This window comes from Microbacterium sp. EF45047 (assembly GCF_028472845.1).
Taxonomy (GTDB): Bacteria; Actinomycetota; Actinomycetes; order Actinomycetales; family Microbacteriaceae; genus Microbacterium; species Microbacterium neungamense.
Map to the genome: position 1 here is coordinate 2279884 of NZ_CP069429.1, position 26291 is coordinate 2306174.

18 protein-coding genes are annotated in these 26291 nt (G+C 72.3%); 3 read left to right on the forward strand and 15 right to left on the reverse strand.

What is annotated here, in order from left to right:
- Positions 1-40: 40 nt before the first annotated feature.
- Entirely contained in the window at positions 41-3772 is a 3732-nt protein-coding gene (locus JRG78_RS11190) for a bifunctional proline dehydrogenase/L-glutamate gamma-semialdehyde dehydrogenase (protein ID WP_259606730.1), read from the reverse strand.
- A gap of 258 nt (positions 3773-4030) precedes the next feature.
- Here JRG78_RS11190 and JRG78_RS11195 point away from each other — a divergent pair, with 258 nt between their 5' ends.
- A complete protein-coding gene (locus JRG78_RS11195; RefSeq protein WP_259606731.1) occupies positions 4031-4177 on the forward strand; it encodes a hypothetical protein in 147 nt (48 codons plus the stop codon).
- Here the strand turns inward: JRG78_RS11195 and JRG78_RS11200 are convergent.
- Both JRG78_RS11200 and JRG78_RS11205 read right to left on the reverse strand, forming a co-directional pair.
- On the reverse strand, positions 4161-5300 hold the full coding sequence (locus JRG78_RS11200) for a hypothetical protein (RefSeq protein WP_259606732.1): 1140 nt from the start codon (positions 5298-5300) through the stop codon (positions 4161-4163). The two genes, JRG78_RS11195 and JRG78_RS11200, sit on opposite strands and share 17 nt — an antisense overlap.
- A 28-nt stretch (positions 5301-5328) precedes the next feature.
- Positions 5329-5889 carry an acyl-CoA thioesterase gene (locus tag JRG78_RS11205; RefSeq protein WP_259606733.1) on the reverse strand — a complete coding sequence of 187 codons (561 nt, stop codon included), beginning with the start codon at positions 5887-5889 and terminating at the stop codon, positions 5329-5331.
- Between the two features lie 119 nt (positions 5890-6008).
- Here JRG78_RS11205 and JRG78_RS11210 point away from each other — a divergent pair, with 119 nt between their 5' ends.
- Complete coding sequence (locus tag JRG78_RS11210; RefSeq protein ID WP_259606734.1) at positions 6009-6515, forward strand: GNAT family N-acetyltransferase; 507 nt, start codon at positions 6009-6011, stop codon at positions 6513-6515.
- 78 nt (positions 6516-6593) lie between these two features.
- On the opposite strand, the gene pntB is transcribed toward JRG78_RS11210, so the two are convergent.
- The 5 genes from pntB to JRG78_RS11235 all read right to left on the reverse strand — a co-directional run bounded on the left by pntB (position 6594) and on the right by JRG78_RS11235 (position 13089).
- Positions 6594-7994, reverse strand: coding sequence for a Re/Si-specific NAD(P)(+) transhydrogenase subunit beta (gene pntB, locus JRG78_RS11215; RefSeq protein ID WP_259606735.1), 1401 nt, complete (start codon positions 7992-7994; stop codon positions 6594-6596).
- Complete coding sequence (locus JRG78_RS11220; RefSeq protein WP_259606736.1) at positions 7991-9535, reverse strand: Re/Si-specific NAD(P)(+) transhydrogenase subunit alpha; 1545 nt, start codon at positions 9533-9535, stop codon at positions 7991-7993. Before JRG78_RS11220 ends, pntB begins: the two co-directional genes overlap by 4 nt.
- A 154-nt stretch (positions 9536-9689) precedes the next feature.
- On the reverse strand, positions 9690-11330 hold the full coding sequence (locus JRG78_RS11225) for a cytochrome b/b6 domain-containing protein (protein ID WP_272653386.1): 1641 nt from the start codon (positions 11328-11330) through the stop codon (positions 9690-9692).
- Between the two features lie 9 nt (positions 11331-11339).
- Entirely contained in the window at positions 11340-12311 is a 972-nt protein-coding gene (locus JRG78_RS11230; protein WP_259606738.1) for an electron transfer flavoprotein subunit alpha/FixB family protein, read from the reverse strand.
- A 1-nt stretch (position 12312) separates the two neighbouring features.
- Positions 12313-13089, reverse strand: coding sequence for an electron transfer flavoprotein subunit beta/FixA family protein (locus JRG78_RS11235; protein ID WP_259606739.1), 777 nt, complete (start codon positions 13087-13089; stop codon positions 12313-12315).
- A gap of 99 nt (positions 13090-13188) precedes the next feature.
- Here JRG78_RS11235 and JRG78_RS11240 point away from each other — a divergent pair, with 99 nt between their 5' ends.
- Positions 13189-13725: a MarR family winged helix-turn-helix transcriptional regulator gene (locus JRG78_RS11240; RefSeq protein ID WP_259606740.1), complete on the forward strand. Its 537-nt coding sequence runs from the start codon at positions 13189-13191 to the stop codon at positions 13723-13725.
- Between the two features lie 104 nt (positions 13726-13829).
- Here the strand turns inward: JRG78_RS11240 and JRG78_RS11245 are convergent, their stop codons facing one another.
- The 7 genes from JRG78_RS11245 to JRG78_RS11275 form a co-directional block, all read right to left on the reverse strand.
- Positions 13830-14279, reverse strand: a complete 450-nt coding sequence (locus JRG78_RS11245; protein WP_259606741.1) for a putative immunity protein — start codon at positions 14277-14279, stop codon at positions 13830-13832.
- The gene (locus JRG78_RS11250) at positions 14276-15052 is read right to left on the reverse strand and encodes an enoyl-CoA hydratase-related protein (protein WP_259606742.1); all 777 of its coding nucleotides are present in this window, start codon (positions 15050-15052) and stop codon (positions 14276-14278) included. The genes JRG78_RS11245 and JRG78_RS11250 overlap by 4 nt, the downstream gene beginning before the upstream one ends.
- A gap of 133 nt (positions 15053-15185) precedes the next feature.
- Positions 15186-16073 (reverse strand): 3-hydroxyisobutyrate dehydrogenase, encoded by an 888-nt coding sequence (gene mmsB, locus JRG78_RS11255; RefSeq protein ID WP_259606743.1) that lies wholly within the window; start codon positions 16071-16073, stop codon positions 15186-15188.
- Complete coding sequence (locus JRG78_RS11260) at positions 16070-17260, reverse strand: acyl-CoA dehydrogenase family protein (protein ID WP_272653387.1); 1191 nt, start codon at positions 17258-17260, stop codon at positions 16070-16072. Before JRG78_RS11260 ends, mmsB begins: the two co-directional genes overlap by 4 nt.
- A 19-nt stretch (positions 17261-17279) precedes the next feature.
- Complete coding sequence (locus JRG78_RS11265) at positions 17280-18782, reverse strand: CoA-acylating methylmalonate-semialdehyde dehydrogenase (protein ID WP_272653388.1); 1503 nt, start codon at positions 18780-18782, stop codon at positions 17280-17282.
- Between the two features lie 229 nt (positions 18783-19011).
- Complete coding sequence (gene pulA, locus JRG78_RS11270; protein ID WP_272653389.1) at positions 19012-24723, reverse strand: pullulanase-type alpha-1,6-glucosidase; 5712 nt, start codon at positions 24721-24723, stop codon at positions 19012-19014.
- Between the two features lie 380 nt (positions 24724-25103).
- Positions 25104-26282, reverse strand: a complete 1179-nt coding sequence (locus tag JRG78_RS11275; RefSeq protein ID WP_272653390.1) for a thiolase family protein — start codon at positions 26280-26282, stop codon at positions 25104-25106.
- Positions 26283-26291 lie beyond the last annotated feature (9 nt).

The following is a 26291-nucleotide window of genomic DNA, read 5'->3' on the forward strand; positions in this document are numbered from 1 at the left end:
GCAACTCGAAACGGATCCAGGGAAGATACGGCGGTGCATGTCAGATGACGCCGCTGCTCCAGTCGTCCGGGTTGCCGAACCGGTGCGCGGTGATGGTCACCGACTGTTCGTGCACGAAGGGCAGCAGCTCCAGGCGTCCGGCCGAGGTGACCTCGTCGTCGTACACGGCGAGGCCGGGGTCGCCGTTCACGGCCCGGGCGAGGTCGCGGTGCAGGGCGGCGACCGCCTCCCGGCCGCCGATGAGCCGCACGCGCGCGATCGCGGCGAGCGCGGCCGGCGCGACATCCGCCTCGGCGTCGGTCTCGGGCGGGGTGGCGGATGCGGGCTCAGCCGGGGTCTCGTGCCGGCGCGCCATCCGGTCGATCCACTCCGCGTCGGACTCCACGGCCACGAGCACGTCGAGGCCGCCGAGCTCGCGGCGGACGGCGGCGGGGAGTCCCTTCGGCACCGACAGCAGGAAGCGGGCGCCCGAGCGGATGCCGGCGATCACCACCCGCAGCACCTCCTGCAGCGGAGCGTCCGCGGTGGCCCTCAGCGCCACCGGCACCGGCCGGTAGCGGAACAGGTTCCGCTCGACGCCCAGGCGGGACACGTCGCGCACCTGGCCGAATTCGCGGTCCCACACCACGGCATCCGACAGCGCGGACTGCCGCAGCCACTCGAAGGCGTCGAAGTCGAGCGAGGGCTGGGCGGACTCGATGAGCGCGGAGATGCGGCTGTCCAGACCGCGCAGGTGCAGGGTGCTGGAGGACTTGCCGCGCGGACGCGAACGCCACGAGCCCAACCGGATCAGGTAGTTCGCTCCGCCGACCTTGGCCCCCGGCCCCACCGAGGACCGCTTCCACCCGCCGAACGGCTGCCGCTGCACGATGGCCCCGGTGATGCCGCGGTTGACGTACAGGTTGCCCGCCTGCGCCCGATCCAGCCACAACGCCAGGTCGTCGGGGTCCTGGGTGCACAGCCCGGCGGTGAGCCCGAACGGCACGGCGTTCTGCAGGTCGATCGCCCGGGCCAGGGTGGGCGCGTGCATGATGCCGAGCACCGGCCCGAAGAACTCCTCGAGGTGCATGCGCGAGCCGGGCTGCACGCCGACGCGGATGCCGGGGGTCCACAGCCGCCCGCTCTCGTCGCCGGGCACCGGCCGCGGCTTCACCAGCCACTGCTCGTCGCCCTCCAGTTCGGTGAGCGCCCAGGCGAGCTTGCCCTGCGGCCGTTCGATGACCGGCCCGACCTCGGCGCGCGGGTCGGACGGCCAGGCCACGTGCAGCGACCGGGTGGCGTCGACGAGCTGACGGCGGAAGCGCTTGGACCGGCCGACCGGCCCGACCAGGATCGCCAGCGACGCCGCCGAGCACTTCTGCCCGGCATGCCCGAAGGCGCTGCGCACCAGATCGGCCACGGCGAGGTCGAGGTCGGCTGTGGGCGCGATGATCATGGCGTTCTTGCCGCTGGTCTCCGCCAGCAGCGGCAGGTCCGGACGCCAGGAGCGGAACAGCGCCGCGGTGTCCCACGATCCGGTCAGGATCACCCGCTCCACGTCCGGGTGCGCGATCAGCTGCCGGCCGAGGTCGCCCTCGTCGATGTCGACCAGGGCGAGCACGTCCCGCGGGATGCCGGCCTGCCACAGGGTCTCCGCGATCACCGCCGCGCAGCGCCGCGCCTGCGGCGCCGGCTTGAGCACCACGCCCGAGCCGGCGGCGAGCGCGGCGAGCACACCCCCGGCCGGGATCGCCAGCGGGAAGTTCCACGGCGGGGCCACCACGGTCACCCGGGCCGGCACGAACACCGCGCCGGTCACGCCGTCCAGTTCGCGGGCCGTCGCCGCGTAGTACTTCGCGAAGTCGACCGCCTCGCTGACCTCGATGTCGGCTTCGGCGAACACCTTCCCGGTCTCGACCGCGGCGACCTCGATCAGCTCCCCGCGGCGGGCTTCGAGCGCGGCGGCCGCGCGCTGCAGGATCTCGGCCCGCTCCGCCGCCGGGCGGGAGCCCCACCCGACGCTCGCGTCGCGCACCCGCTGCACGGCGCGGTCGAGCATGTCCGGGTCCTCGATGCGGGCCTCGCGCAGGGCGGATGCACCGAGCGCGGCGCCTCCTGCATCGGCATCCGCGATGCGGGCGAGGATGCCCCGCGCCCACTCGCGGTTCGCGGCGAGCGAGGGATCGCTGTCCGGCGTGTTCGCGAAGCCGGGCGCGCCCTCGGCGCGGGCGGCCGCGGCGGCCTCCTGCCGGGAGTAGACCGCGGTCTCCAGGAAGGGGTCCCCGCCGGCATCCGATCCGCGCGAGATGCCGAGCACCGCGCGGGTGAGATCGACGTCGGATGCCGGTGCCGGCGCGACCGGGCGCACCGCCTCATGCACCGGCGCGGTGCGGTCCTGGGTGCGCCGAGGGCCGATCCGCAGGGTGTCGTCAGCGGAACGGGCGACGGAGTCAAGGAAGCGCAGCCGCTCCCGTTCGAACAGCGACGGGTCGTCGGCGAGGTGGAAGGCGGCCGAGAGGAAGTTCGACGGGGAGGCGTTCTCCTCCAGGCGGCGGACCAGGTAGCTGATCGCGACGTCGAACTCGTCCGGACGCACCACCGGCACGTACAGCAGCACCCCGCCGACCTCGCGCGACACGGCAGCGACCTGCGCCTGCGCCATGCCGAGCAGCATCTCGAACTCCACCGCCTCGCGCACGCCGCGCTCCCCCGCGAGCAGCCAGGCGTAGGCGATGTCGAACAGGTTGTGCCCGGCCACGCCGACGCGCACGGCGGCGGTGTTGCGGGGCTGGAGCGCCTCGTCCAAGCAGCGCAGGTAGTTCGCGTCGGTGTCGAGCTTGCTCTGGTACGGCGCCTGCGGCCAGCCGTGCATCACGGCGTCCACCTTCTCCATGGGGAGGTTCGCGCCCTTCACCAGGCGCACCTTGATCGGCGCGCCGCCGTGCTCGACCCGGTCGCGTGCCCACGCCGTGAGCTCGCGCAGCGCGGGCAGCGCGTCGGGCAGGTAGGCCTGGATGGCGATGCCCGCGGACAGGTGCTTCAGCCGCGGGTCCTCGAGGATGCGGGTGAAGACCGCGATGGTGAGGTCGAGGTCCTTGTACTCCTCCATGTCGAGGTTGAGGAAGGTGGGTCCCTGGCTCGCGGCGGTGAGGTACAGCGGCAGCAGCCGCTCCACGGTGGCGTCCACGACCTCGTCGAAGGCCCACAGTGAGATGCGGCTCATGATCGCCGACACCTTCACCGACACGTGATCGACGTCCTCGCGGCGGATCAGCTCGTGGATGCCGTCCAGGCGGCGGCGCGCCTCGGCCTCCCCCAGCACCGCCTCGCCGAGGAGGTTCAGGTTGAGGCGGACGCCGGTGCCGCCGGCCGCGCTCTCGCGGACCCGCTGCAGGGCGGGCCCGAGCTTGTCCGGCCGGGCGTCCACGATGAGGTGGCCGACCATCTCGCGCAGCACGCGCCGGGCGATCGGCACGGTGGGCGCCGGGATGACCGGTGCGACGGCGCCGCCGAGCCGCACCACCCCGCGGAGGTACCAGGGCAGGAAGCCGGGGGCGAGCGGGGCGACGCGCTGCAGGTTCGCGGCGGCGGCGGTCAGGCTCTCCGGCCGCATCACGCCGTCGACGAAGCCGATCATGAACTGCAGGCCGTGCGGGTCGCGGAGCACCTCGGTCAGCCGTGCGGCGGCGGGATCGGCCGGTGTCACGGCCGTCTCCTGCACCCAGCGGCGGGCCAGTTCGACCGCGGCGTCGGCGAGACGCTGCCCCGGTCCGGACGACGACTCCTCTGCCATGTCCCCAGCCTATGCGGGGCATCCGCCGCGGACGCCGAACCGGGGCTCGCGTCGGCGGGGGCGGACTCTATGCTGGTGCCGAGGGAGGTCTGCTCGTGGGGGAGCTCGGCGAGGCGGATGCCGCGAAGCGCGCAGGGTCGGAGGCCCGGGCGACCGCGTGGGTCCGGAAGATGGCCGATCGCGTGCCGACGGGCTGGATCCTCACCGCGGCCGGCGCGATCCGGCCTGCTGTGGGACACCGCCGAGCCCGAGGAGTGCGTGCCGACGCTCGACGGCGAGACGGCCGAGCCGTATCAGCTGGTGCTGCCGTACGTGGTGCCCGAGGACGCCGAGGGGCCGTTCTGGGTCGATGTGGAGCCGCTGTTCGCCGAGTCGCGGTTCGTGCGCTTCACCGTGGATCCGTGACGGCGGTGCGCGGCGACGCGGTCGGCAGGACGCCGGCGGCGGCGGTGATGGCTGCAGCATCCGCCTCCTCCACGGTGACCGGGGCATCCGCATCCGTCCTCGCGTCCTGCGCACGGCGCAGCATGCCGAACGTGGTGTCGTACGCGCCCGCGAGCAGCGCCAGCCGGATCGGCTCGACGATCAGCGGCGGGATCAGGAAGATCACCGGCCAGTACACCGCCCAGAACGCGTGCAGGTCGTGCGGCCCGATCCAGCGGCTCACCCCGTAGCGCAGCCAGGACTCCGCCACGACGACCGCCGTGTAGAGCAGGGCGTACGACGCGATGATCACCGGCCCCGCCCGCCACATCAGCAGGATCGCCCTCCAGATCGGCAGCACGCGGGAGCCGAGCTCGGTGCCCAGGTCGCGCAGCCGGCGCATCACCGGGTTGGGCACCCGGGCGACCCGCTCGCGCATCTGCTCCACGAGCCGGTGCTGGATGGTGAGCTTCTCGGCGACGATGGCCTGGCCGTAGACGACACCGGCGACGGTCAGCCAGGACAGCGGCGCGAGCAGCACGGGACCGGCCTGCGAGATGAGCCAGCCGAGGGCGTCGCCGGCCCAGACGAAGGGCGCGAACCAGCCGGCCACGGCGGCCCGCGCGTCGCCGAGCCACACCATCGCCACCCGCGTGTCGACCCAGGCGGATGCCGCGTCGCTGAGGTCCTTGAGCAGCAGCAGCGAGAAGAACACCCAGACGACCTCGCAGTACACCGCGGCAAGCGAGAGCGCCTTCGGCAGCCGGCTCGACCAGCGTCCCCACGCCCACCGCGCGGCGAAGGCGGCGGCGATGATGAGCACGGTCCAGACGTTGAAGGACAGCTCGAGCACGTTGTCGCCCGGGTCGAAGGTGCGGTCCGTCCCGAGCGTCGCCCCGATCTCCTCCCTGTTCTTCGCCAGCGCCCGCAGCGCGTACGCCTGCACGTCGTCGCGCAGCAGGCCCTGCGCGGCGTACACGGCGAAGAAGGGCAGGATGCTGGCGAGCAGCGCGGTGAGGAAGGAGCGTCGCCGTTCGGCGGCGGACTCGGGCAGCGGGGCGACGCTCTGCAGCGAGAGCAGCCCGTCGCGCAGCACGAGCAGCATGCCGACCAGGCTGATCAGGCGGGCCCGCTCACGCCCAGACGCTCGGTGCGGGCGCCTTCGTGGACGGCAGCGCGGACGCCTCCGCCCAGGCGTGCACCCAGTCCTCGACGCCGGGCACGCCTTCGGGGTGGCCGACCGCGGCGAACAGCTCCTCGTGCGACACCGTGCCGCCGCTGCGGCGCAGCATCCGTGCCCGCACGATCACGCGGGCGTACACCTCGCCGTCCACCACCGCCCGGTGCTCCATGAACAGCGCCTTGTCGTCGTGACCGGTGAACCGGGTCTCGATGTCGAAGCGCTGCCACAGCTCGAGCGACTTGCGGAAGGTGACGGTCTCGCTGGAGACCACGGCGTACCAGCCGCGCCGGCGCATGGCGTCGAAGAGGCCGCTGCGGATGAGCAGGTCCCAGCGGCCGAGGTCGAACAGCGACAGGTACCGGCCGTTGTTCATGTGGCGGAGGATGTCGAGGTCGGTGGGCAGCGTCGTCAGGCGGATGCGGCCCACGTCGGTCACCTCGACGGTGTCGCCGCGGCGGGCACGACGGCGGGCCTGCCAGATCACGAGGAGGGTGCGCCAGATCACGTTCACGAGGCCCGATGGTAGCCATCCGGGAGCGGACGCCGGAATCCGTTGTCGATTCCGCACAGAGGCGGGGGTGTCCGACCCGTCGATTTCACCTCCGCGGCGACCGCGCGTAGAGTCGCGGCATGAGCGCCGAAGCCCAGCCCGACATCATCGTCCGTCCTGTCCGCGATGTGGACGCGGAGGCTCTGGGTCGTGTGCACGCGCAGTGCTGGCACGAGACCTACGACCACCTGATCAGCAAGGCCGCGCTGGCGAAGGTCGAGCCCCGCCGGCTCGCGGAGCTGTGGACGCACTGGGCCGCTCAGGGCCCGCAGTTCAAGATGAGCGCCGCCCTCGTCGACGGCGAGATCGTCGGCTTCGTCGGGTCCGGCCCCGCACGCGATCGGGATGCCCCCGCGCTGCGCGAGCTGTACTTCATCTACCTGCTCGACAAGTGGCACGGCACCGGCATCGGCCAGCGTCTGTTCGACGCGGCGGTCGAGAAGGACGAGCCGCTGTACCTGTGGGTGGCCGAGGACAACCCGCGCGCCCACCGGTTCTACGCCCGCAACGGCTTCCACCTCGACGGCGCGAAGCACACCGAGCCGTTCCTCGGCGAGACGCTGACGGAAGTCCGGTTCGTCCGCTGAGCCGGTGACGACGGCCGGCACCGGCCTCCGTCGCCGGTTCCGGCATCCGCTCGCCGGCATCCGCGCGCCTGAGCGGGCTCACAGTGCGCGGATGATGTCCTCCACGCGCTCCTTGGCGTCGCCGAAGAGCATGTGCGCGTTCTCGCGGAAGAACAGCGGGTTCTGCACGCCGGCGTAGCCCGCGGCCATGGACCGCTTGAACACGATCACGTTCTCCGCCTCCCACACCCGCAGCACCGGCATGCCGGCGATCGGGCTGCCCGGATCCTCCGCGGCGGCGGGGTTCACGGTGTCGTTCGCGCCGATGACGAGGACGACGGAGGTCGAGGCGAAGTCGTCGTTGATCTCCTCCATGCCGAGCACGATGTCGTACGGCACCTTGGCCTCGGCGAGCAGGACGTTCATGTGACCGGGGAGGCGTCCGGCGACGGGGTGGATGCCGAAGCGCACGGTCACCCCGCGGTCCCGCAGCCGGGCGACGAGGTCGGCGACGGGGTACTGCGCCTGCGCGACGGCCATTCCGTAGCCGGGGGTGATGATCACGCTCTGCGCGTTGGCCAGCATCCCCGCCGCGGTCTCCGCGGTGATCTCGCGATACTCCCCCATCTCCAGCTCCGGGGAGGAGGAGGCGGCGATGCCGAACCCGCCGGCGATCACCGACAGGAACGACCGGTTCATCGCCCTGCACATGATGTACGACAGGTACGCACCGGACGATCCCACCAGCGCGCCGGTGACGATGAGCAGGTCGTTGTTCAGCAGGAAGCCGGCGGCGGCCGCGGCCCAGCCGGAGTAGCTGTTCAGCATCGACACCACCACCGGCATGTCCCCGCCGCCGATCGAGGCGACCAGGTGCCAGCCCAGCGCGAACGACAGCACGGTCACCGCGATGAGCAGCCACAGCTGCTGGTCGATCACGAACCACACCGTGAGCACGAGGAAGGCGACCAGGGCGAGCACGTTCAGCACGTTCTTGCCGGGCAGCGTCAGCGGGCGTGAGGAGATCCGGGCGGACAGCTTCAGGTACGCCACGATCGAGCCGGTGAAGGTCACCCCGCCGATGAAGACGCCGATGAAGACCTCGGCGTCGTGGATGCCGGCCAGCGCGGCCGGGATCTCCGGGTGGGCGAGGTGCCCGTTCCAGCCCACGAGCACGGCGGCAAGGCCGACGAAGCTGTGCAGCAGGGCGATCAGCTCGGGCATCCCGGTCATCTTCACCACCCGCGCCCGCCACAGCCCGATCGCGGCGCCGACGAGCACCGCGGCACCGAGCAGGGTGAGGCCGAGCGCGGCGCCGGCTCCGCCCCAGGCCCCGGCGATCGTGAGCGCGAGGGTCGCCAGCAGCGCGATCGCCATGCCGGCGATGCCGTAGACGACGCCGTTGCGGGCGGACTCGTGACGGCTGAGACCGGCCAGACTCAGGATGAACAGCAGCGCGGCGACGAGGTAGGCGGCGCCGGCGAGCGCGTCGACGGTCACTTCTGCGCACCCTTCGTGAACATGGCCAGCATCCGGCGGGTCACCGCGAAGCCGCCGAAGATGTTGATGCTCGCCACCAGCACGGCGATCGCGGCGAGCACCTGGACCACGGGGTTCGGGTCGGTGACCTGCAGCATCGCACCGACCACGATCACACCGCTGATCGCGTTGGTGACCGACATCAGCGGCGTGTGCAGGGCGTGGTGCACCTTGCCGATGACGTAGAAGCCGATCACCACGCTCAGCACGAGCACCGTGAGGTGCTGCGGCAGCGGAGGCGGCGCGAACGCGTTCACCAGGAACAGCGCGGCGATGCCGAGCGCGATCAGTCCCGCCCGGCGGCCGGCGGGCATCCCCTTCGGCTCGGGGACCGCGGCCGCGGGCGCGGCGGCGGGCACGGATGCCGGCGGCGTCGCCGCGACCTGCACCGGAGGCGGCGGCCAGGTGATCTCCCCGTCGCGGACGACGGTGACCGAGCGCTGCACGACGTCGTCGAAGTCGATGGCGAGCCGGCCGTCCTTGCCGGGGGTGAGCAGGGCGACGAGGTTGGCGACGTTCGTGCCGTACAGCTGCGACGCCTGCGAGGCCAGGCGCGAGGCGAGGTCGGTGTAGCCGAGGATGATCACGCCGTTCGCGGTGACCACCCGCCGGCCGGGGACGGAGCCCTCGACGTTGCCGCCCTGCCCGGCCGCCATGTCCACGATGACGCTGCCCGGCTTCATCCGCGCCACGTCGGCGGCGGTGATCAGCCGCGGCGCCGGCCGCCCCGGGATGAGCGCCGTGGTGATGATGATGTCCACCTCTGCGGCCTGGGCGGAGTAGAGCTCGGCGGCGCGCCGGTCGTAGTCCGCGCTGGTCGCCCGGGCATAGCCGTCGGTGGACTTCTCCACCTCGACGTCGACCGCCAGGTACTCGCCGCCGATCGAGGCGACCTGGTCGGCGACCTCGGGGCGCGGGTCGGTGGCGCGGACGATCGCACCCAGGCTGGATGCCGCGCCGATGGCCGCGAGCCCGGCGACGCCGGCGCCGGCGACGAGGACCTTCGCCGGCGGCACCTGTCCGGCGGCGGTGACCTGCCCGGTGAACAGCCGGCCGAACTCGTGGGCGGCCTCGATCACCGCCCGGTAGCCGGCGAGGTTGGCCATGGAGCTGAGCACATCCATCGACTGGGCGCGGGAGATCCTCGGCACCGCGTCGAGCGCGATCGCGGTGAGTCCGCGCTGGGCCAGCTGCTCGAGCAGATCCGGACGCAGCGCCGGGGAGAGCAGGGCGATGATCGTGGCGCCGTCGGCGAGCCGGGCGATCTCCGCCTCGGTGGGGGCGTCGATCTTCAGCACGATCGCGCTCGCCCACGCGGTGGCGGCGTCGACGATCCGGGCGCCCGCCTCGCGATACGCCTCGTCGGGATAGGAGGAGCGGTCACCGGCGCCGGTCTCCACGACGACCTCGTAGCCGAGCGCCTGGAGCTTCGTCACCGTCGCCGGGGTCGCGGCCACCCGCGCCTCGTCCAGGCGCTCCTGCACGATTCCGATCTGCGTCACTGCATGTCCCTCCGACGGCGGGCCGGCGGCCGCGTTGGTGCGGCCCTGCTGGGGTCAGGTTATCGACCCGGATGCCGGGAACCATCGTTCTGCCGCGCCGATGACGAGGAAAGAACCCGCGTTCTTGCGGAACAGGGAACCGATACGGCGGCGGTCAGCGCCCGGACACCTGCCCGAAGACCTTGGCGATCGGTGCCAGGACCAGCGGCCGTGCTGCGATCCACCCGACCGCGATGACGGCGAGGGAGGCGAGGAAGACCCAGAACCCGGTCCAGGTGACGGCATCCTGCGAGGCGTACATGTGGTTGAGGTTGCGGAGGAATCCGGTGAGCATGACGAGCGCGACGTGCACGATGATGAACGCGACGAAGTACAGCATCACCGGGAAGTGCACGGCCCGCGCCCACTCGACCGGGTACGCCTTCGACAGCCGCTCCGCCTGCTTCGGCCACAGACCCGACATCCGGAATCCGGTGACCGCGGCGAGCGGGGCCGCGACGAACACGGTGATGAAGTAGGCGAGCTGCTGCAGGCTGTTGTAGTTGTTCCAGCCGTTCTCGTGCGGCCAGTCCAGCGAGACGTACTGCAGGGCGGCGGACAGGGCGTTGGGGAACACCTCCCAGCTGGTCGGCACGATCCGCCCCCAGTGCCCGGTCACGAAGATCAGCACCACGAAGAGTACGCCGTTGATCAGCCAGAGCAGGTCGAGGGCCTGATGGAACCACAGCGTGAGGCTGATCTTGCCCTTCGGGTTGCCCCGCGGCGTCCAGAACACGGTGGGGCGCTTCTCGGAGCGGACCCGGAGGCCCGAGCGGATGATCAGCACGATCAGGAACATGTTGAAGAAGTGCTGCCAGCCGATCCAGGGCGCGAATCCCGGCTCGACCGGGACGGCCGGCTCGTACTCGCCGGGGAAGGCGGCCAGGAAGTCCTGCATGAACGGCAGGCTGAGCAACGCGCGCACGAACGCGACGGCGGCGCCCGCCAGGATGCCCAGGCCCGCGGCCGCGAACAGCCCGGCCAGCGCCTGCGGCCACGTCGGACGCGAGAGACGACCCGCCGGTGCGGCGGGGGCCGCGGGGGCCGCGGGGGCCGCGGGGGTGCGCCGCGAGGCGGCGCCGGGCCAGACGGTGCGGGTGAACGGCAGAGGCGTGGAGACGTCGATCGCCGGGGCGACGGGCGGCGTCGTGGCTCGGGCGGAGGCGGCCGCGACCGGGGCGGCGGTTTCCGCGTCGGCAGCTACGGCCGCGGCGACGAGTCCGGCGGGCGGCCACGGCTCGCCGCCCTTCGTCCTGGGCAGTCCTCGGCGGAGTCGGATGCCAGCCTCGGGCGCGCGCTCACCGGACGCCGAGGGCGCGGGCGCCGGGTGCGCGGAACCGCCGGCCTGCGTTCCCTGCTCCGGGATCGGAGCATCCCGGGTCTCGGCGCGGCCGTCCGCGCCCGGGGCCGCCCCCGCGTGCGCCGACGGCTGCGGGGGCGCTGCCGGAATGTCTGCTGCCACCGAGGCGAGCGCGGCCGGCGGCCACGGCTCGCCGCCGCGCACGCGCGGAAGCCCGCGCCGCAGCGGGATGCCGCCCGTCGCCGACACCGTCTCCGGACGCCCGAGGCCCGGCTCCGCTTCGATCTCCCGATCACCCGCGCCCGGCGTCCCGGGGGTCTCGGGCATCCGTTCCGGCGACGGGGCGACCGGCGGGTTCGCAGCAGCGGGCACGAGTCCGGCGGGCGGCCAGGGCTCGCCGCCCTTCACCCGCGGGAGTCCCCGGCGGATCGCGTCTCGCTGCGCTCGCTCGATCACCGGCGTGACCTACTTCCCTCGCGCCTGCAGCGCCTCGATCAGCTTCGGCACGACGGTGAACACGTCGCCGACGATGCCGAAGTCGGCGATCTCGAAGATCGGCGCCTCGGGGTCCTTGTTGATCGCGACGATGGTCTTGGCCGTCTGCATGCCGGCCCGATGCTGGATCGCGCCGGAGATGCCGAGCGCGACGTACAGCTGCGGCGACACCGACACCCCGGTCTGCCCGACCTGATGCGCGTACGGGATGTATCCGGCATCCACTGCGGCCCGCGACGCGCCGACGGCGGCGCCGAGGGCATCCGCGAGCTGCTCGACGAGGGCGAACTGCTCCTTCGACCCGAGCCCGCGCCCGCCGGCGACGACCTTGGCCGCGCCGCGCAGCTCGGGGCGGGAGGAGGCCTGCTCGACCGCCTCGATCGCTCCGGCGGTCGCCGCGACCGCGCCGGACGGCTCGACCGCGAGCTCCTCCACCACCGGAGACGCCACCGCCTCGGCGCGGGCATCCACCACCCCCTGCCGGACCGTGATCACCGGCGCACCGGACGTCGGCGCCGAGTCCACCAGGAACGCGCCCCCGTACACCGAATGGTGGGCGACGACGCCCTCCTCGTCGCGCGAGACGCCGACCGCATCGACCGCGACGGCGAGCCTCTCGCGCACCGCGAAGCGCCCGGCCACGTCGCGCCCGGCGATCGAGTTCGAGATCAGCACCGCATCCGGCTGCACCCGGCGGTACGCGGCCTGCAGCGCGTCCACGATCGGCACCGTGAGCGCGGCGGGGTCGCCGGGTGCCGTGAGCACCACCTGCGCGCCGGCCGCGGCCGCGGCATCCGTCGCCTCCGGGGTCCCGCCGACGATGAGGGCGACCGGGCCGCCGATCGTCGAGGCCGCGCCGACCAGTCCCGCGGTGCTGCTGGCCGCTCCCCCGGCCGGGTCGACGTCCACGAGCACGAGGATCGGGTTCTCCGGGTACGCCATGTCACACCAGCCTGTTCTGCGCGAGGAACTCGACGAGGCGCTCGGCGGCGTCGCCCTCGTCGACGATCTTGATCCCGGCCGCACGCGGCGGCTTCTCCGACACCGCCGTCATGATGCTCCGCGGCGCCAGCGACGGGTCGGCGGAGACCCCCAGGTCGGCGAGCGAGAGCACCTCAAGGGGCTTCTTCTTCGCCGCCATGATGCCCTTGAAGTTCGGGAACCGGGCATCCGGCAGCGCCTCGGTGATCGAGATGACCGCGGGCAGCGGTGCGGTGACCTGCTGGTTCCCGCCGTCGGAGGCGCGCGTGCCGGTGACCCGGTCGACGCCGATGTCGACGGCGCTGAGCGCCGTCGCCTGCGCGTATCCGAGGTGCTCGGCGAGCATGGCCGGGATCATCCCGCCCGAGCCGTCGGTGGAGAGGTTGCCGGTGATGACGAGGTCGGGTTCGCCGCGGCGGATGGCGGCCGCGAGCACCTCCGCGGTGAGGCCCAGGTCGGCACCGCGGAGCTCCTCGTCGACGACGTGGACGGCGGACGTCGCGCCGATCGCCAGCGCGCGCCGGACGGATGCCGTCGCCGACTCGGGCGCCATGGACAGGGCCACCACCTCGGTGCCCGGGTTCCTGTCGGCGTGGGAGAGGGCGACCTCGAGCGCGCGCTCCGTGATCTCGTCCAGCACGACCTCGCCGGCCGTGCGATCGGCCAGTCCGGTCTCGAGGTCGAGCCTGCGGTCACCGTAGGTGTCGGGGACTTCCTTCACCAGGACGTAGATCTTCATCGACTGCTCCTCACGCCGCCTCCGAGTCTATCCGGGTGGGACTCGGTTTCACGCCGAACGATCCGCCGGTTCCGGGGCCGCGAACGGTACCGTAGAGCCGTGGCCCGACCCCGCCCGCTGCCCATCGATCCGCTCGCCGAGGCGAAGCGCCAATGGGTCGCGCACGGGTGGACGAATGCCGCGGACGGCATGGCCGTGGTGATCTCGGTGATGCGCGCCCAGCAGCTGCTGCAGGCGCGGGTGGATGCCACGCTGCGACCGTTCGGGCTCACCTTCGCCCGGTACGAGGTGCTGCGGCTGCTCGCGTTCAGCCGCGCCGGCCGGCTTCCCCTGTCGAGCGTGGTGGCGCGGCTGCAGGTGCATCCCACGAGCGTGACGAGCACCGCCGAACGGCTGGTGCGCGACGGGCTGGTCACGCGCGAGCCGCATCCGCACGACGGGCGCGCCGCGATGCTGACGCTGACGGATGCCGGCCGCGACCTCGTCGAGCGGGCGACGACCGCCCTGAACGCGGAGGTGTTCGCCGATCCCGGCCTGGACCCGGGCGACGCGGCCGACCTCGTCGGCATCGTCGCCCGGCTGCGCCGCAACGCCGGCGACTTCACCGACCCCCGTCCCCTCCCGGACCCGCTCTGATGCCGGTCCTCGTCGCAGGCTGACGGCGTGGGAGAGCTGCGCATTCACACCGTCCTCGAGCCCCCGGAACCCGTCCGCCAGATCCCGTCTGCTCGGGGCGGCTGTCAGTCGCCGTCGTAGACGTAGTGGTCGAAGCGCGCGGGCACGTGCATCCGCTGCCAGGCGAGCTCCTCGTCGCGGCGGGAGCGGTCGTGCGGGAACGCCTTGGCCGTGTACCGCGGAACCTGCCGCGCGTGGCCGGCCATGTGCGCGACCGCGGCGGCCTGCCCGCACACCCGGGCCGCGGCGATCGCGGCCGGGTCGGTCGCCTCCCGCGCGGCGGCGTGGCAGGCGAACGCCTTCTCGCGCACGGCGTCGATGTCCAGCTCGCCGCGCATGAACGCCTGCGCCGCCTCCAGGGCCTCACGCGGGCGGGCATCCGACGGCCGCTCGGCGAGGAACAGCGGGAGCAGCCGCTCGGCGCACGCCACCGTCCATTCGACGAGCTCGCGGCGATCCTCCACGGGAAGCGTCAGGTCGGCGTCGTCGGGCAGCACCTCGGTCACCCCGTTCATCGGTGCGTGAAATGAGGGGGGCGCTTCTCGCGGAAGGCGGCCATCCCCTCCTTCTGGTCGGCGGTGTCGAACAGCGCGGCGAACGCCTGCTTCTCGTGCGCGAGCCCGTCGGACAGGAACGTCTCCATCGCGGCATCCAGCGCCGCCTTCGCGGCGTACACCGACGGCAGCGACTTCGATGCGATCGTCTCGGCCAGCTTCGCGGCCTCGTCCAGCAGATCGGATGCCGGGACGACGCGCGAGACCAGGCCGATCCGCTCCGCCTCCTCCGCGCCGATGAGCCGGCCGGACAGGATGAGCTCGGCGGCCTTGTAGTACCCGACGGCGCGGATGAGCCGCTGCGTGCCGCCCATCCCGGGGATCACGCCGAGGTTGATCTCGGGCTGACCGAAGGTCGCGGTGTCGGCGGCGAGGATGATGTCGCACATCATCGCCAGCTCGCATCCGCCGCCGAGCGCATACCCGGACACGGCGGCGATCACGGGGGTGCGGACCGCGGCGAAGTCGCTCCACGCGCCGAAGTGATCCGTCGCGAGCATCTCGGCGGCGGTCTTCGACTCCATCTCCTTGATGTCGGCGCCGGCGGCGAACGCCTTCTCGGACCCGGTCACCACGATCGCGCCGATCGCGTCGTCCTCGTCGAAGGCGACGGCCGCGGCGGCGACCTCCTCCGCCACGGTGCGGTTCAGAGCGTTGAGGGCCTGCGGCCGGTCGAGGGTGATCCACCCCACCCGTTCTCGTCGTTCGGTCCGGATCGTCTCGTACTCGGTCATGTCGCTCCCTCCACCGCAACGCCGCGGCAGTACCAGTATTCCCCACGGTTTGGGGCGGATCTTCACGTTCGGGGCGGCACCGCGCCGCCCCGAACGTGAGAATCCGCCCCAAACGAGAGTGGCGGGGGGGAAGTCAGACCTCGCTGTCGCGGATCTCGGTGATGATGCCCGAGAAGTCGCGCGCAGCGCCCTCGCCGGAGGCGTAGGCGGAGTAGATCTCCTGGGCGAGGCGGCCCATCCGAGCATCCGTCGAGGTCTGCTCGATCGCCTGCAGCGCGAGCCCCAGGTCCTTCGCCATCAGGGCGCCGGCGAAGCCGGGCTGGTAGTCGCGGTTCGCGGGACTGGTGGGCACGGGACCCGGCACCGGGCAGTTCGTCGTCAGCGCCCAGCACTGACCGGATGCCTGCGACACCACGTCGAACAGCACCTGATGCTCGAGCCCGAGCCGCTCCCCGAGCACGAACGCCTCGGCCACCGCGATCTGGGTGACGCCGAGGATCATGTTGTTGCACACCTTGGCCGCCTGCCCGAGGCCCGGCCCGCCGCAGTGCACGATCCGCTTCCCCATCGCCTCCAGCAGCGGCAGCGCCTCGGCGAAGTCCTCGTCGGACCCGCCGACCATGAACGCCAGCGTCGCGTTCTCCGCACCGACGACGCCGCCGGAGACGGGCGCGTCGATGTTGCGGTGCCCGGCCGCCACCGCCATCTCGTGCGCCGTGCGCGCCTCGTCCACCGCGATCGTGGACGACTCGATGAACAGAGTCCCGGGCCTGGCCGCGGCGAGCAGCCCGTCCCGGTACGCCTCGATGACGTGCTTGCCGGCCGGGAACATCGTGATCACGACGTCGGCATCGGCGACCGCATCCGCCCCGCTCTCCGCGACCGGGATGCCGGCCGCCCGCGCCGCCTCGTCCGCGGCCGGCACGACGTCGTAGCCGAGCACCTCGTGCCCCGCCTTCACCAGGTTCTTCGCCATCGGCAGGCCCATGTGGCCGAGGCCGAGGAAGCCGATGCGGGTCATGATCCGCTCCGCATCGACGCGGAGCCCGCGGGACGCAGCATCTCCCGCCCGACGATGAGTCGCATGATCTCGTTCGTCCCTTCCAGGATCTGATGCACGCGCAGGTCGCGCACGACCTTCTCGATCCCGTAGTCCTGAAGGTACCCGTAGCCGCCGTGCAGCTGAAGGGCCCGGTTGGCGACGTCGAACCCGGCATCCGTGGCGAAGCGCTTCGCCATCGCGCACCGCATCGTGGCGTCCGGCGCCTTCTCGTCGACCGCCTGCGCGCCGTCGCGCGCCATGAGCCGCGCGGCCTGCAGGTCGGTGCGCATGTCGGCCACCGCGAACAGGATGGACTGCTTCTCGGCCAGCGGCTCCCCGAACGCGACCCGCTCGTGCACATACTGCACCGCGCGGTCGAGGGCCCACTGCGCACCGCCCAGTGAGCAGGCGGCGATGTTGAGGCGTCCGCCGTTCAGCGCCGACATCGCGATCGCGAACCCGCGCCCCTCCTCGCCGAGCACGGCCGATGCCGGCACCCGTACGCCGTCCAGGATGACCTGGCGCGTCGGCTGCGCGTGCCAGCCCATCTTCTTCTCCGGCACGCCGAAACTGAGGCCCTCGGCGTCGCCGGGGACGAGGAACGCGGTGATGCCCTTGGCGCCCGAGCCGGGCTCGCCGGTGCGGGCCATCACCACGTAGACGGCGGCCTCACCCGCGCCCGAGATGAACTGCTTCACGCCGGTGAGCACGTACTCGTCGCCGTCCCGCACCGCGCCGGTGACGAGGGCGGCGGCATCCGACCCCACCCCGGGCTCGGTCAGGCAGTACCCGCCGAACTCGGCCATGGCGGTGAGATCCGGCAGCCAGCGGGCGCGCTGGGCGTCGTCGCCGTAGGTGTCGATCATCCACACCACCATGTTGTGGATCGAGATGTACGCGGCCACGGCGGGGTCGGCCTTCGCGAGCTCCTCGAAGATCGCGACGGTGTCCACGCGGGAGAGCCCGGAGCCGCCGGACTCCTCCCGGACGTAGACGCCGCCCAGGCCGAGCTCGCCCGCCCGCCGGAGCGCCTCGCGCGGGAAGGTGTGGTGCTCGTCCCAGTCCAGGGCATGCGGGGCGAGCTCGGTCTCGGCGAAGTCGCGGACCGCGGCGAGGATCGCCTCGCGCTCCTCGGTGCTGACGGTGGGGGTCATGGTGTCTGACATCGCGTCTCGCTTCCCTCGCTCAGTGACCGAAAGTCGGGATGACGAAGCTGGCGCCCTCACGGACTCCGGAAGGCCACCGGCTCGTCACCGTCTTCGTCTTCGTGTAGAACCGGAAGGCGTCGGCGCCGTGTTGGTTGAGGTCGCCGAAGCCGCTGTTCTTCCAGCCGCCGAACGTGTAGTACGCGATCGGCACCGGGATCGGCACGTTCACGCCGACCATGCCGACGTTCACGCGCGCGGCGAAGTCGCGTGCCGCGTCGCCGTCGCGGGTGAAGATCGCGACGCCGTTGCCGTACTCGTGCTCGGATGCCATGGCGAGGGCCTCCTCGTAGTCGCCGGCGCGGGCGATCACGAGCACCGGGCCGAAGATCTCCTCGCGGTAGATCGCCATCTCGGTGGTGACGTGGTCGAACAGGGTGGGGCCGAGGTAGAACCCGTCCTCGTGCCCGTCCACCGTGAAGCCGCGGCCGTCGGCGAGCAGCGTGGCGCCCTCGTCGATGCCCTGCTGGATGTAGCGCTCGACGCGCTCGACCGCGGCGCGGGTGACCAGCGGGCCGTAGTCGACACCATCGGCGAGGGACGGACCCACCTTCAGCTCGCGGACCCGCTCGACGAGGTTGGCGGCGAGCGCGTCGGCGGTCGCCTCGCCCACGGGCACGGCCACCGAGATCGCCATGCAGCGCTCGCCCGCGGAGCCGTATCCGGCGCCGACGAGCGCGTCGACGGCCTGGTCGAGGTCGGCGTCGGGCATCACGATCATGTGGTTCTTGGCCCCGCCGAAGCACTGCGCGCGCTTGCCGTGCGCGGCCGCGGTCGCGTAGATGTACTCGGCGATCGGGGTGGAGCCGACGAAGCCGACGGCCTGGATGCGGGGATCGGTGAGCAGGGTGTCCACAGCCTCCTTGTCGCCGTGCACGACGTTGAGGACGCCGGCGGGCAGCCCCGCCTCGACGAACAGCTGCGCCAGCCGCACCGGGACCGAGGGGTCGCGCTCGCTGGGTTTGAGCACGACCGCGTTGCCCGCGGCGAGCGCGGGACCGGCCTTCCAGAGCGGGATCATCGCCGGGAAGTTGAACGGCGTGATCGCGGCGACCACGCCGAGCGGCTGCCGCATCGAGTACACGTCGATCCCGGCACCGGCGCCGGTGGTGTACTCGCCCTTCAGCAGGTGCGGTGCGCCGATCGCGAACTCCACCACCTCCAAGCCTCGCTGGATGTCGCCCTTGGCATCGGCGAGCGTCTTGCCGTGCTCGCTGGAGAGCAGCCGGGCCAGCTCCTCCATGTCGCGGTGCACCAGCTCTACGAAGCGCATCAGCACGCGGGCGCGCTTCTGCGGGTTGGTGTCGGCCCAGGCCGGCTGGGCGGCCTCGGCGACGCCGATGGCCGCGGCGACGTCGCCGCTGGACGCCAGCGGCACTCGGGCCTGCACCGCACCGGTGCTCGGGTCGAAGACGTCGGCGAAGCGGCCGCTGTCCGGTTCGATCAGTGATCCGCCCACGAAATGCGGGATGGTACTAGTCATTCTGCTGACACTCCTCCGTGCCGTCATTGGCACAGTGACAGAATACTCGGGCATCCGTGCAATTGCTAGGGCTTCCTACTATCGGACCAGGCGCGGTCGGCGGGGCGGATGCCGGCGCCGCCGCGGCGCTCCCAGACCAGCACGATCTGGGCGTTCCCGGTCACCGCCGAACCCCGGGCGCTGTGGAGAATCCGCGGAACGCGCCCGGCTGTGCAGGATGAACGCCCGGCTACCCCTGCGCGTCCACGAGCACCGCGACGGAGCGGGCCGGCACGGTGACCGTGCCGCTCGCCGCGTCCCACGTGGTCGCCGTGACCACGGCATCCGCTCCCTCCGCCTGCGCGGGAGTGAGCGCGAAGTCGCGTCCGGCGAGCGCGCCGACGGTCTGGGCGACCGGTTCGGGCGAGGCGTTGAACACCACCAGCGCGCCGTCCAGCTCGGGGTCGACGTCCTCGCCGAGCAGGTCGTCGATGAGCATCACGATGACGCCGGGCGTGGCATCCGTCCCGCCGTTCGGGAACGACACCTTCTGCGCGATCAGCTCCGCGGAGCCGAGCCGGAGCAGGTCGACCTCGCCGCGCACGCGCAGCAGATCGAGAGCGGATGCCTCGGCCGCGGCGATGTCGGCCGGTGCCGGCTTCAGCGCCGGGTCCGCCAGCAGCGGCGCCATGACCGGCCACTTCTCGCGGTTGTCCGCCGCCGGCGGCAGCCCGGAGCCGAACGTGGACTCCTGACCGGTCCAGTCGATGCGGTTGAACCAGTCGCCGGAGTTGTAGCTGTTGCGGTCGAGGGACTTCGAGCGCAGCAGCTCGGTGCCGGCGTGCCAGAACGAGGGCGACTGCGACAGGGTGACGGTCGCGAGAGACAGCGTGTTCATCCGCACCCGGTCGGCCATCGGGGTGTCCCGCGGGAGCTTCAGCACCGACAGGTCGTACAGGGTCTCGTTGTCGTGCGCGTCGACGTAGTTGATCACCTCGTCCGGGTGCTCGGCGTACCCGGCCGGGGAGCCGCGGTAGTCGATGTCCTCGCCCGCGGTGGTCCGCCCGTCGCTGGTCGTGAACGCGTAGTCGCGGAGGTTGCCGGCGAGGCCGAGCTTGACCAGGTCGGTCTCGTGGCCGAGGTCGGCGAGCGCCTGCTCGACGGTGCCGTTGATCGGGTCGCCGTTCGGGTCGGTGCCGAGCCCGGTGCCGAAGCCCTGCCGGAAGGTCGACGACGAGTCGACGGGGCTGCCGCCGTGCACGGCGTCGCGCAGCCGGTCGTTGAAGGTGCCGATGCCGGTGCCGGCGAGCTGGCCCTGCACGGCCTGCTCGAACAGCGCGTTGTTCGCCACCTCGCCGAAGTTCCAGCCCTCGCCGTAGAGGTAGACGGCCTTTCCGTCGACGCCGTCCCTCTTCACGGTGAGCGCGTCCAGCGCCTCGCGGATCGCCCGCATGTTGCCGGTGGAGTGGTGCCCCATCAGGTCGAAGCGGAACCCGTCCACCCGGTAGTCGCGGGCCCAGGTCACGATCGCGTCGACCATGAGCTTCTGCGCGGCCAGGTGCTCGGTGGCGACGTTCTGGCAGCACGTCGAGGTCTCCACCGCGCCGGCGGCGTTGAGCCGGTGGTAGTAGCCCGGCACGACCCGGTCGAGCACGGAGCGCTCGCCCTGCCCGGACTCGGCGGTGTGGTTGAACACGACGTCGAGCACCACCTGCAGGCCCATGCCGTGCAGCGCGCCGACCATGGAGCGGAACTCCGCCACGCGGGCGCCGCCGTCCGGGTTCACGGCGTAGGAGCCCTCGGGGGCGAGGTAGTGGAACGGGTCGTAGCCCCAGTTGAAGCCGTCCTGGTCGGCGACGGCCTGGATGCACTCCTGCTGGGCGGTGTCGGCCGGCCCGAACGAGGCGAGGTCGCAGGCCGGTTGCGCCTGGGCCGCGCGGTCCTCCTCGATGCTGGCGATGTCGAAGGACGGCAGCAGGTGCACGGTGTTGATGCCGGCATCCGCAAGCTCGCGCAGCTGCGCCGTGCCGGCGCTGTCACGCGCGAAGGCGCGATAGGTGCCGCGCTCCTCCGCGGGAACCGTCTCGTCGCCGATCGAGAAGTCGCGGATGTGCAGCTCGTAGATGGCGCGGTCGACGTTGCGCTCCACCGCCGGCGCCTCTGCCCTCCGCCACTGCTTCGGCTGCCACTTCTTGTCGTCGAGGTCGATCGCGACGGCGCGCTCGGAATCGACCGTCAGGGCGACCGCGTACGGGTCGGTGACGAGGTTCGTCTCGATCCGGCCGGTGGCCGGGGCGTAGACGACCACCTCCCACAGGTATTCGTCGCCCTTCAGGCCCTTGCCGCCGGTGACCTCCCAGACTCCGGATGCCGCATCGCGGGCGGCCTCGTGACGGACCGGGTCGCCGTCGGCGCCGGCCTCCCAGGTCAGCAGCGTGACGCTCTGGGCGGTGGGCGCCCACAGCCGGAAGGCGGGCCGCTTGCCGTCGAAGCTCACGCCGAGCTCGACGTCCTCGAGCGCGGCCGCAAACAGATCGTCGAGGACGCCGGGGATCTGCACGCCGGTGAACGCCGTCAGCGCGCCGGACGTGTCGCGCTGCGCGACGGCGAGCCGGGTGCGCAGGAGCGCGGCGGCGTCGGCATCCGTCACCCGCAGCGCGAGGTAGCCCTCGAGCGCGGGGAAGCGCGCGAGCTGCTCCTCGGTGAGCCCGCCCTCCACCACCTCGAGCGGGATCGGGTCGGCGCCGGTGACCTCGCCGTCGACGACCTCGAGGGCGGCGTCCGCGGAGGAGTACAGCTGGTAGGCGGCGCGGTCGATGGATCCGAGGTTCGCCGGCCAGGCGATGGTGGTCTCGTCGATCCAGTGCGCGCGCTGCTCGCCGGTGCCGGGCAGCGGCGGGTCGGCGCTGGTGATCTCGAGGATGTGGGTGGCGAGGGTGTACCGGAAGCTCGTGACCTTGCCCTCGGTGGCGCTGAACGAGATGTTCGCGCCGTCGCGGACGCCGTCGGCGCCGTAGTTCTCCGCCCAGCTCAGCCCGTGTGCCGCCTTCACCTCGTATGCGCCGGTGGGCAGGTCGTCGGTGGAGAACTCGAACACGCCGTCGCGGTCGGCGTCTGCCATCAGCGTGGCCAGGCAGTCCGGCGCCCAGTCGCCGGCGCAGCCGAGCTCGCTCTGCAGCGAGCCGGGGAGCGTGACGATCGGGCCTTCGGCGGTGGACTGCACGATGTTGGTGCGCGGGTCGAAGTAGAAGGTGATCGGGCCGCCGGCGTGGCTGATGACGATGTTGGGCCCGTCGGGCACGCCGTTCGCACCGTAGTTGATGCTCCAGCTGCCGTTGACGGCGACCTTGTACTCGTAGTCGCCGGCGGGCAGGTCGAAGGTGCCCGCCCACACGCCGTCGGCGCGCAGGGTGAGCTTCGCCTTCTCGCAGGCGGGGTCCCAGTCGCCGGCGCAGCCGAGCTCGGAGTTCAGGCTGCCGGGCACGGTCACCATGTCGATCGGCGACTCCGGCTCCTCGCCGGGCGTGAGGGTGACGGCGTTGCCGACCGAGGCGTACGTGGATGCGGCGGCGCGGTTGCCGGCGGCATCCGTCGTCACGGCGCGGTACTCGAGGAGGGTGCCGCTGTCGAGACCGCGCACGTCGTGGAAGACGCGCGGCTCGGTGTCCTCGGCGGTGCCGAGCGGATGCCACTCCTCCGAGCCGACGACGCGCCAGGCGAAGCTGGTCTGCGCCCACTGGTCGGCGATGTCCGCCTGCACCGGGGTCTGTCCGGTGACGCCGGCCCCGGCGGTGGGCACGGCTACCGTGACCGGGGCCGCCTGGGCGGGCGCGGTGACCGGGGCATCCGCCTTCCACACCACGGCGGACAGCGCCGGCACCGTGATCGAGGTCGCCGCCCCGGCGTCGGTGGCGATGGGGGCGGCGTCCCCGTAGAGCACGGCGTAGGACGCCTCCGCGGTGAGCGTGGTGAGGTCGACCGTCTGTGCGCTGGTGGCGTTGTTCACCGCGACGAGGTACTCGACCTTCTCCCCGGCGTCGACGCGCGAGAACGCGTACACGCCCGGACCGGATGCCGCGTACCGCTCGATCTGCGCGCCGGCGTCCAGCGCCGGGTGCGCCTCGCGCAGGGCGGACAGGGTCGCGATGTGCTGATAGAGCGGGGCGTTCGTGTGGTACCGGTCGACGGAGCCGGCCTGCTCGCCGGTCACCAGCGCCTGGTTCGCGTACTCGGCGACCTCGGTGGCGAACAGCGTCTGACGGGCGTCCTTGTCGCCGCCGGGGCCGGCGAAGCCCTGCTCGTCGCCGTAGTAGACGACCGGCTGGCCGCGGCTGAGGAACATCAGCTCGTGCGCCAGCTCGTCGCGCGCCAGCGGGGCATCCGTCGAACGCAGGAAGGAGCCCACGCGCCCCATGTCGTGGTTGCCGAGGAAGGTGGGCAGGGCCGTGGCCGACGAATCCGGCGTGGTGTACCGGTCGTCCCCCGCGAAGAGGGACTGCAGCCCCTTGGCGGAGTTGCCGGAGGCGTAGCTGACCGCGGAGGACTGGAAGGTGAAGTCGAGCACCGAGTTCATGTCGGTGTCGCGGACGTACGGGGCGAGCTTGACTGGGTCGGCGTCGTAGACCTCGCCGAACATGAAGAAGTCGTCGTTGCCCTGAGCGTGCGCGTAGTCGAGCACCTCGCGGGTCCACGTCTCCCAGAACTCGAAGTTCACGTGCTTGACGGTGTCGATGCGGAAGCCGTCGATGCCGAGGTCGATCCAGTCCTGGTAGACGTCGACGAAGCCGTTCACGACGGTGGGATGCTCGGTCATCAGGTCGTCGAGACCGTCGAAGTCGCCGTAGGTGACCGACTCGCCGGTCCAGGTCGAGTTGCCGCGGTTGTGGTACAGGGTCGGGTCGTTCAGCCAGGACGGCACCTTGAGCTCGCGGTCGGCCTCGGCGATCTCCGGCGTGTACGGGAAGCTCGTGGCCGGGTCGAGGGCCGGGAAGGCGCCGCTGCCGGCGTGGTCGGCGGGATCGAATGGCGTGCCGCTCGCGTCGGTGTACGGGCGGGTCGCCTGGTCGATGTAGGAGTACTGCCCCTCGGCGTAGTCGATGACATCGGCGGTGTGGTTGGTGATGATGTCGAAGTACACCTTGATGCCGCGCGCGTGCGCGTCGTCGATCAGCGCGGCGAGCTCCTCGTTGGTGCCCAGATGCGGGTCGATGCGGGTGAAGTCGGTGACCCAGTAGCCGTGGTAGCCGGCGGATGCCGCGTCGCCGGTGCCCTGCACGGGGCGGTTGGCGAAGCTCGGGGTGAGCCAGATGGCGGTGGTGCCGAGACCCTCGATGTAGTCCAGGTTCTGGCGGAGGCCGGCGAGGTCGCCGCCCTGGTAGAAGCCCTTGTTCGTCGGGTCGAAGCCGGTGACCAGCCGGTCGCCCTCGAGCCCGCCGGTGTCGTTCGCGGCGTCCCCGTTCGCGAACCGGTCGGTCATCACGAAGTAGAACTGCTCGCCGGCGCCGGGCTGGCGCACCGGTGCGGCAGCGAGGGCGTCGTCGTCGGAGGTGTAGCCGCCGCGAAGGTCGGACACCTCGACGCCGACCCGCTTGATCGTGTCGTCGAAGGTGAAGCGGAGGGTGGCGGGCCCGGCGATCGTGAGCGGGATGTTCTCACCCCCGCCGTCGAGGCCGTAGGACTCGTCCCAGCTGTCGTTGAGCGCGACCTTGTACTGGTAGCTGCCGGCGGGCACCTCGAACGCGGCGGAGTACACGCCGGGGGCTCCGGTGGGGGCGAGGTCGGTGGCGGCGCAGTCGGGCGCCCAGTCGGCGGGGCAGCCGAGCTCGGACTGCAGGTCGCCGACGAGGGCGACCGTGCGGTCGGCGGCGGCGGCCGGCGCGGGCGCGGCGGCGCCGAGGAGGGATGCGGCGAGCGCGCCGATGGCGAGCAGGGCGGCACGGCGTGAGGCTGTCGTCTTCGACACGGGTTCTCCCTGGGGGCTGGGGAGGGCACGGCGGCGTGCCCGGATCGCTGTGGGCGACGGTAGCAGGGGCGACGGACGTCGTGCAAGCGTTTGCAGAAAGTTTGGCGGCGATGCGGACGAGGCCGAGGATTCTCGGGCATCAGCTGGGCAAACGCTTCCAGTCCGCGGTGAGGGCGACGGACCTTCACCCCGGGTTCACCGCGCGGCCACCTCCGGCCCGTAGAACAGTGACTGCGCGAACGAGGCCTCAGACCGGATCGGGTGCCGGATGTCGCGCCGCGGTGAGCCGTCCTGTGCTCCCGCCGCGGTCTCCGACCGCGTGACCCCCGCCGAATCGGGTCGGCGGGGGTCCTCTCTTTCCGGCCGGTCTTTCCGGCCGGCTAGAGGCGCTCGATGATCATCGCGTTGGCCATGCCGCCGCCCTCGCACATGGTCTGCAGGCCGAGGCGGCCGCCCGTGGCCTCGAGGTGGTCGATCAGGGTGCCGAGCAGGCGGGTGCCGGAGGAGCCGAGTGCGTGGCCGAGGGCGATCGCGCCTCCCCGCGGGTTGAGCCGGGCCGGATCGGCGCCGAGCTCGGCCGCCCAGGCCAACGGCACCGAGGCGAAGGCCTCGTTGACCTCGTAGGCGTCGAGGTCGTCGATCGTCAGGCCCGCCCGCTCCAGCACGCGCCGGGTGGCCGGGATCGGTCCGGTGAGCATGAACATCGGGTCGTCGCCGAACACGTCGAAGGCGCGGAAACGGGCGCGCGGCGTGAGGCCCAGCCGGTCCGCGCGCGCCGCGCTCATCATCAGGGCCGCCGAGGCCCCGTCGGTGAGGGGCGAGGAGTTGCCCGGCGTGATGCGCCACTCCAGTTCGGGGAAGCGCTCGGCGAGGGCATCCGTGCGGAAGGAGGCGGGCAGCGCCGCCAGCTTCTCCACGGTCGTCCCATCGCGGACGGTCTCGTCCCCGCGGGCATCCGGCGCCTCGGGGACGGGGATGACCGTGCGGTCGAAGAAGCCCTCGCGCCAGGCATCCGCCGCACGACGGTGGGACTCAGCGGCGTACGCGTCCAGCTGCTCCCGGCCGAGGTTCCAGCGATGCGCGATGAGTTCGGCGCTGACCCCCTGGTTCACCAGCCCCTCCGGGTAGCGCGAGCGCAATCGCGGCGACATCGGCGTGCCGCCCGCGGCCGACGAGCCCAGCGGCACGCGGCTCATCGACTCCACCCCGCCGACGATCACGACGTCGTAGGCCCCGGCGGCGATGCCCTGCGCGGCGAAGTGCACGGCCTGCTGACTCGACCCGCACTGACGGTCGATCGTCGTGGCCGGCACGGTCACGTCCATCCCGGCGGCGAGCACGGCCTGACGGGCGATGTTCATCGCCTGGTCGCCCACCTGGCTGACGCAGCCGAGCAGCACGTCGTCGATCTGCTCCGACTCGAGTCCGTTGCGGCCGAGGATGCTCTGCAGCACGCCCGCCGCCAGATCGACCGGATGCACCGCCGACAGCGCCCCGCCAGGCTTGCCGCGCCCGACGGGCGTGCGGACGACGTCGACGACCACGGCTTCGCTGCTCATGCCCCCATT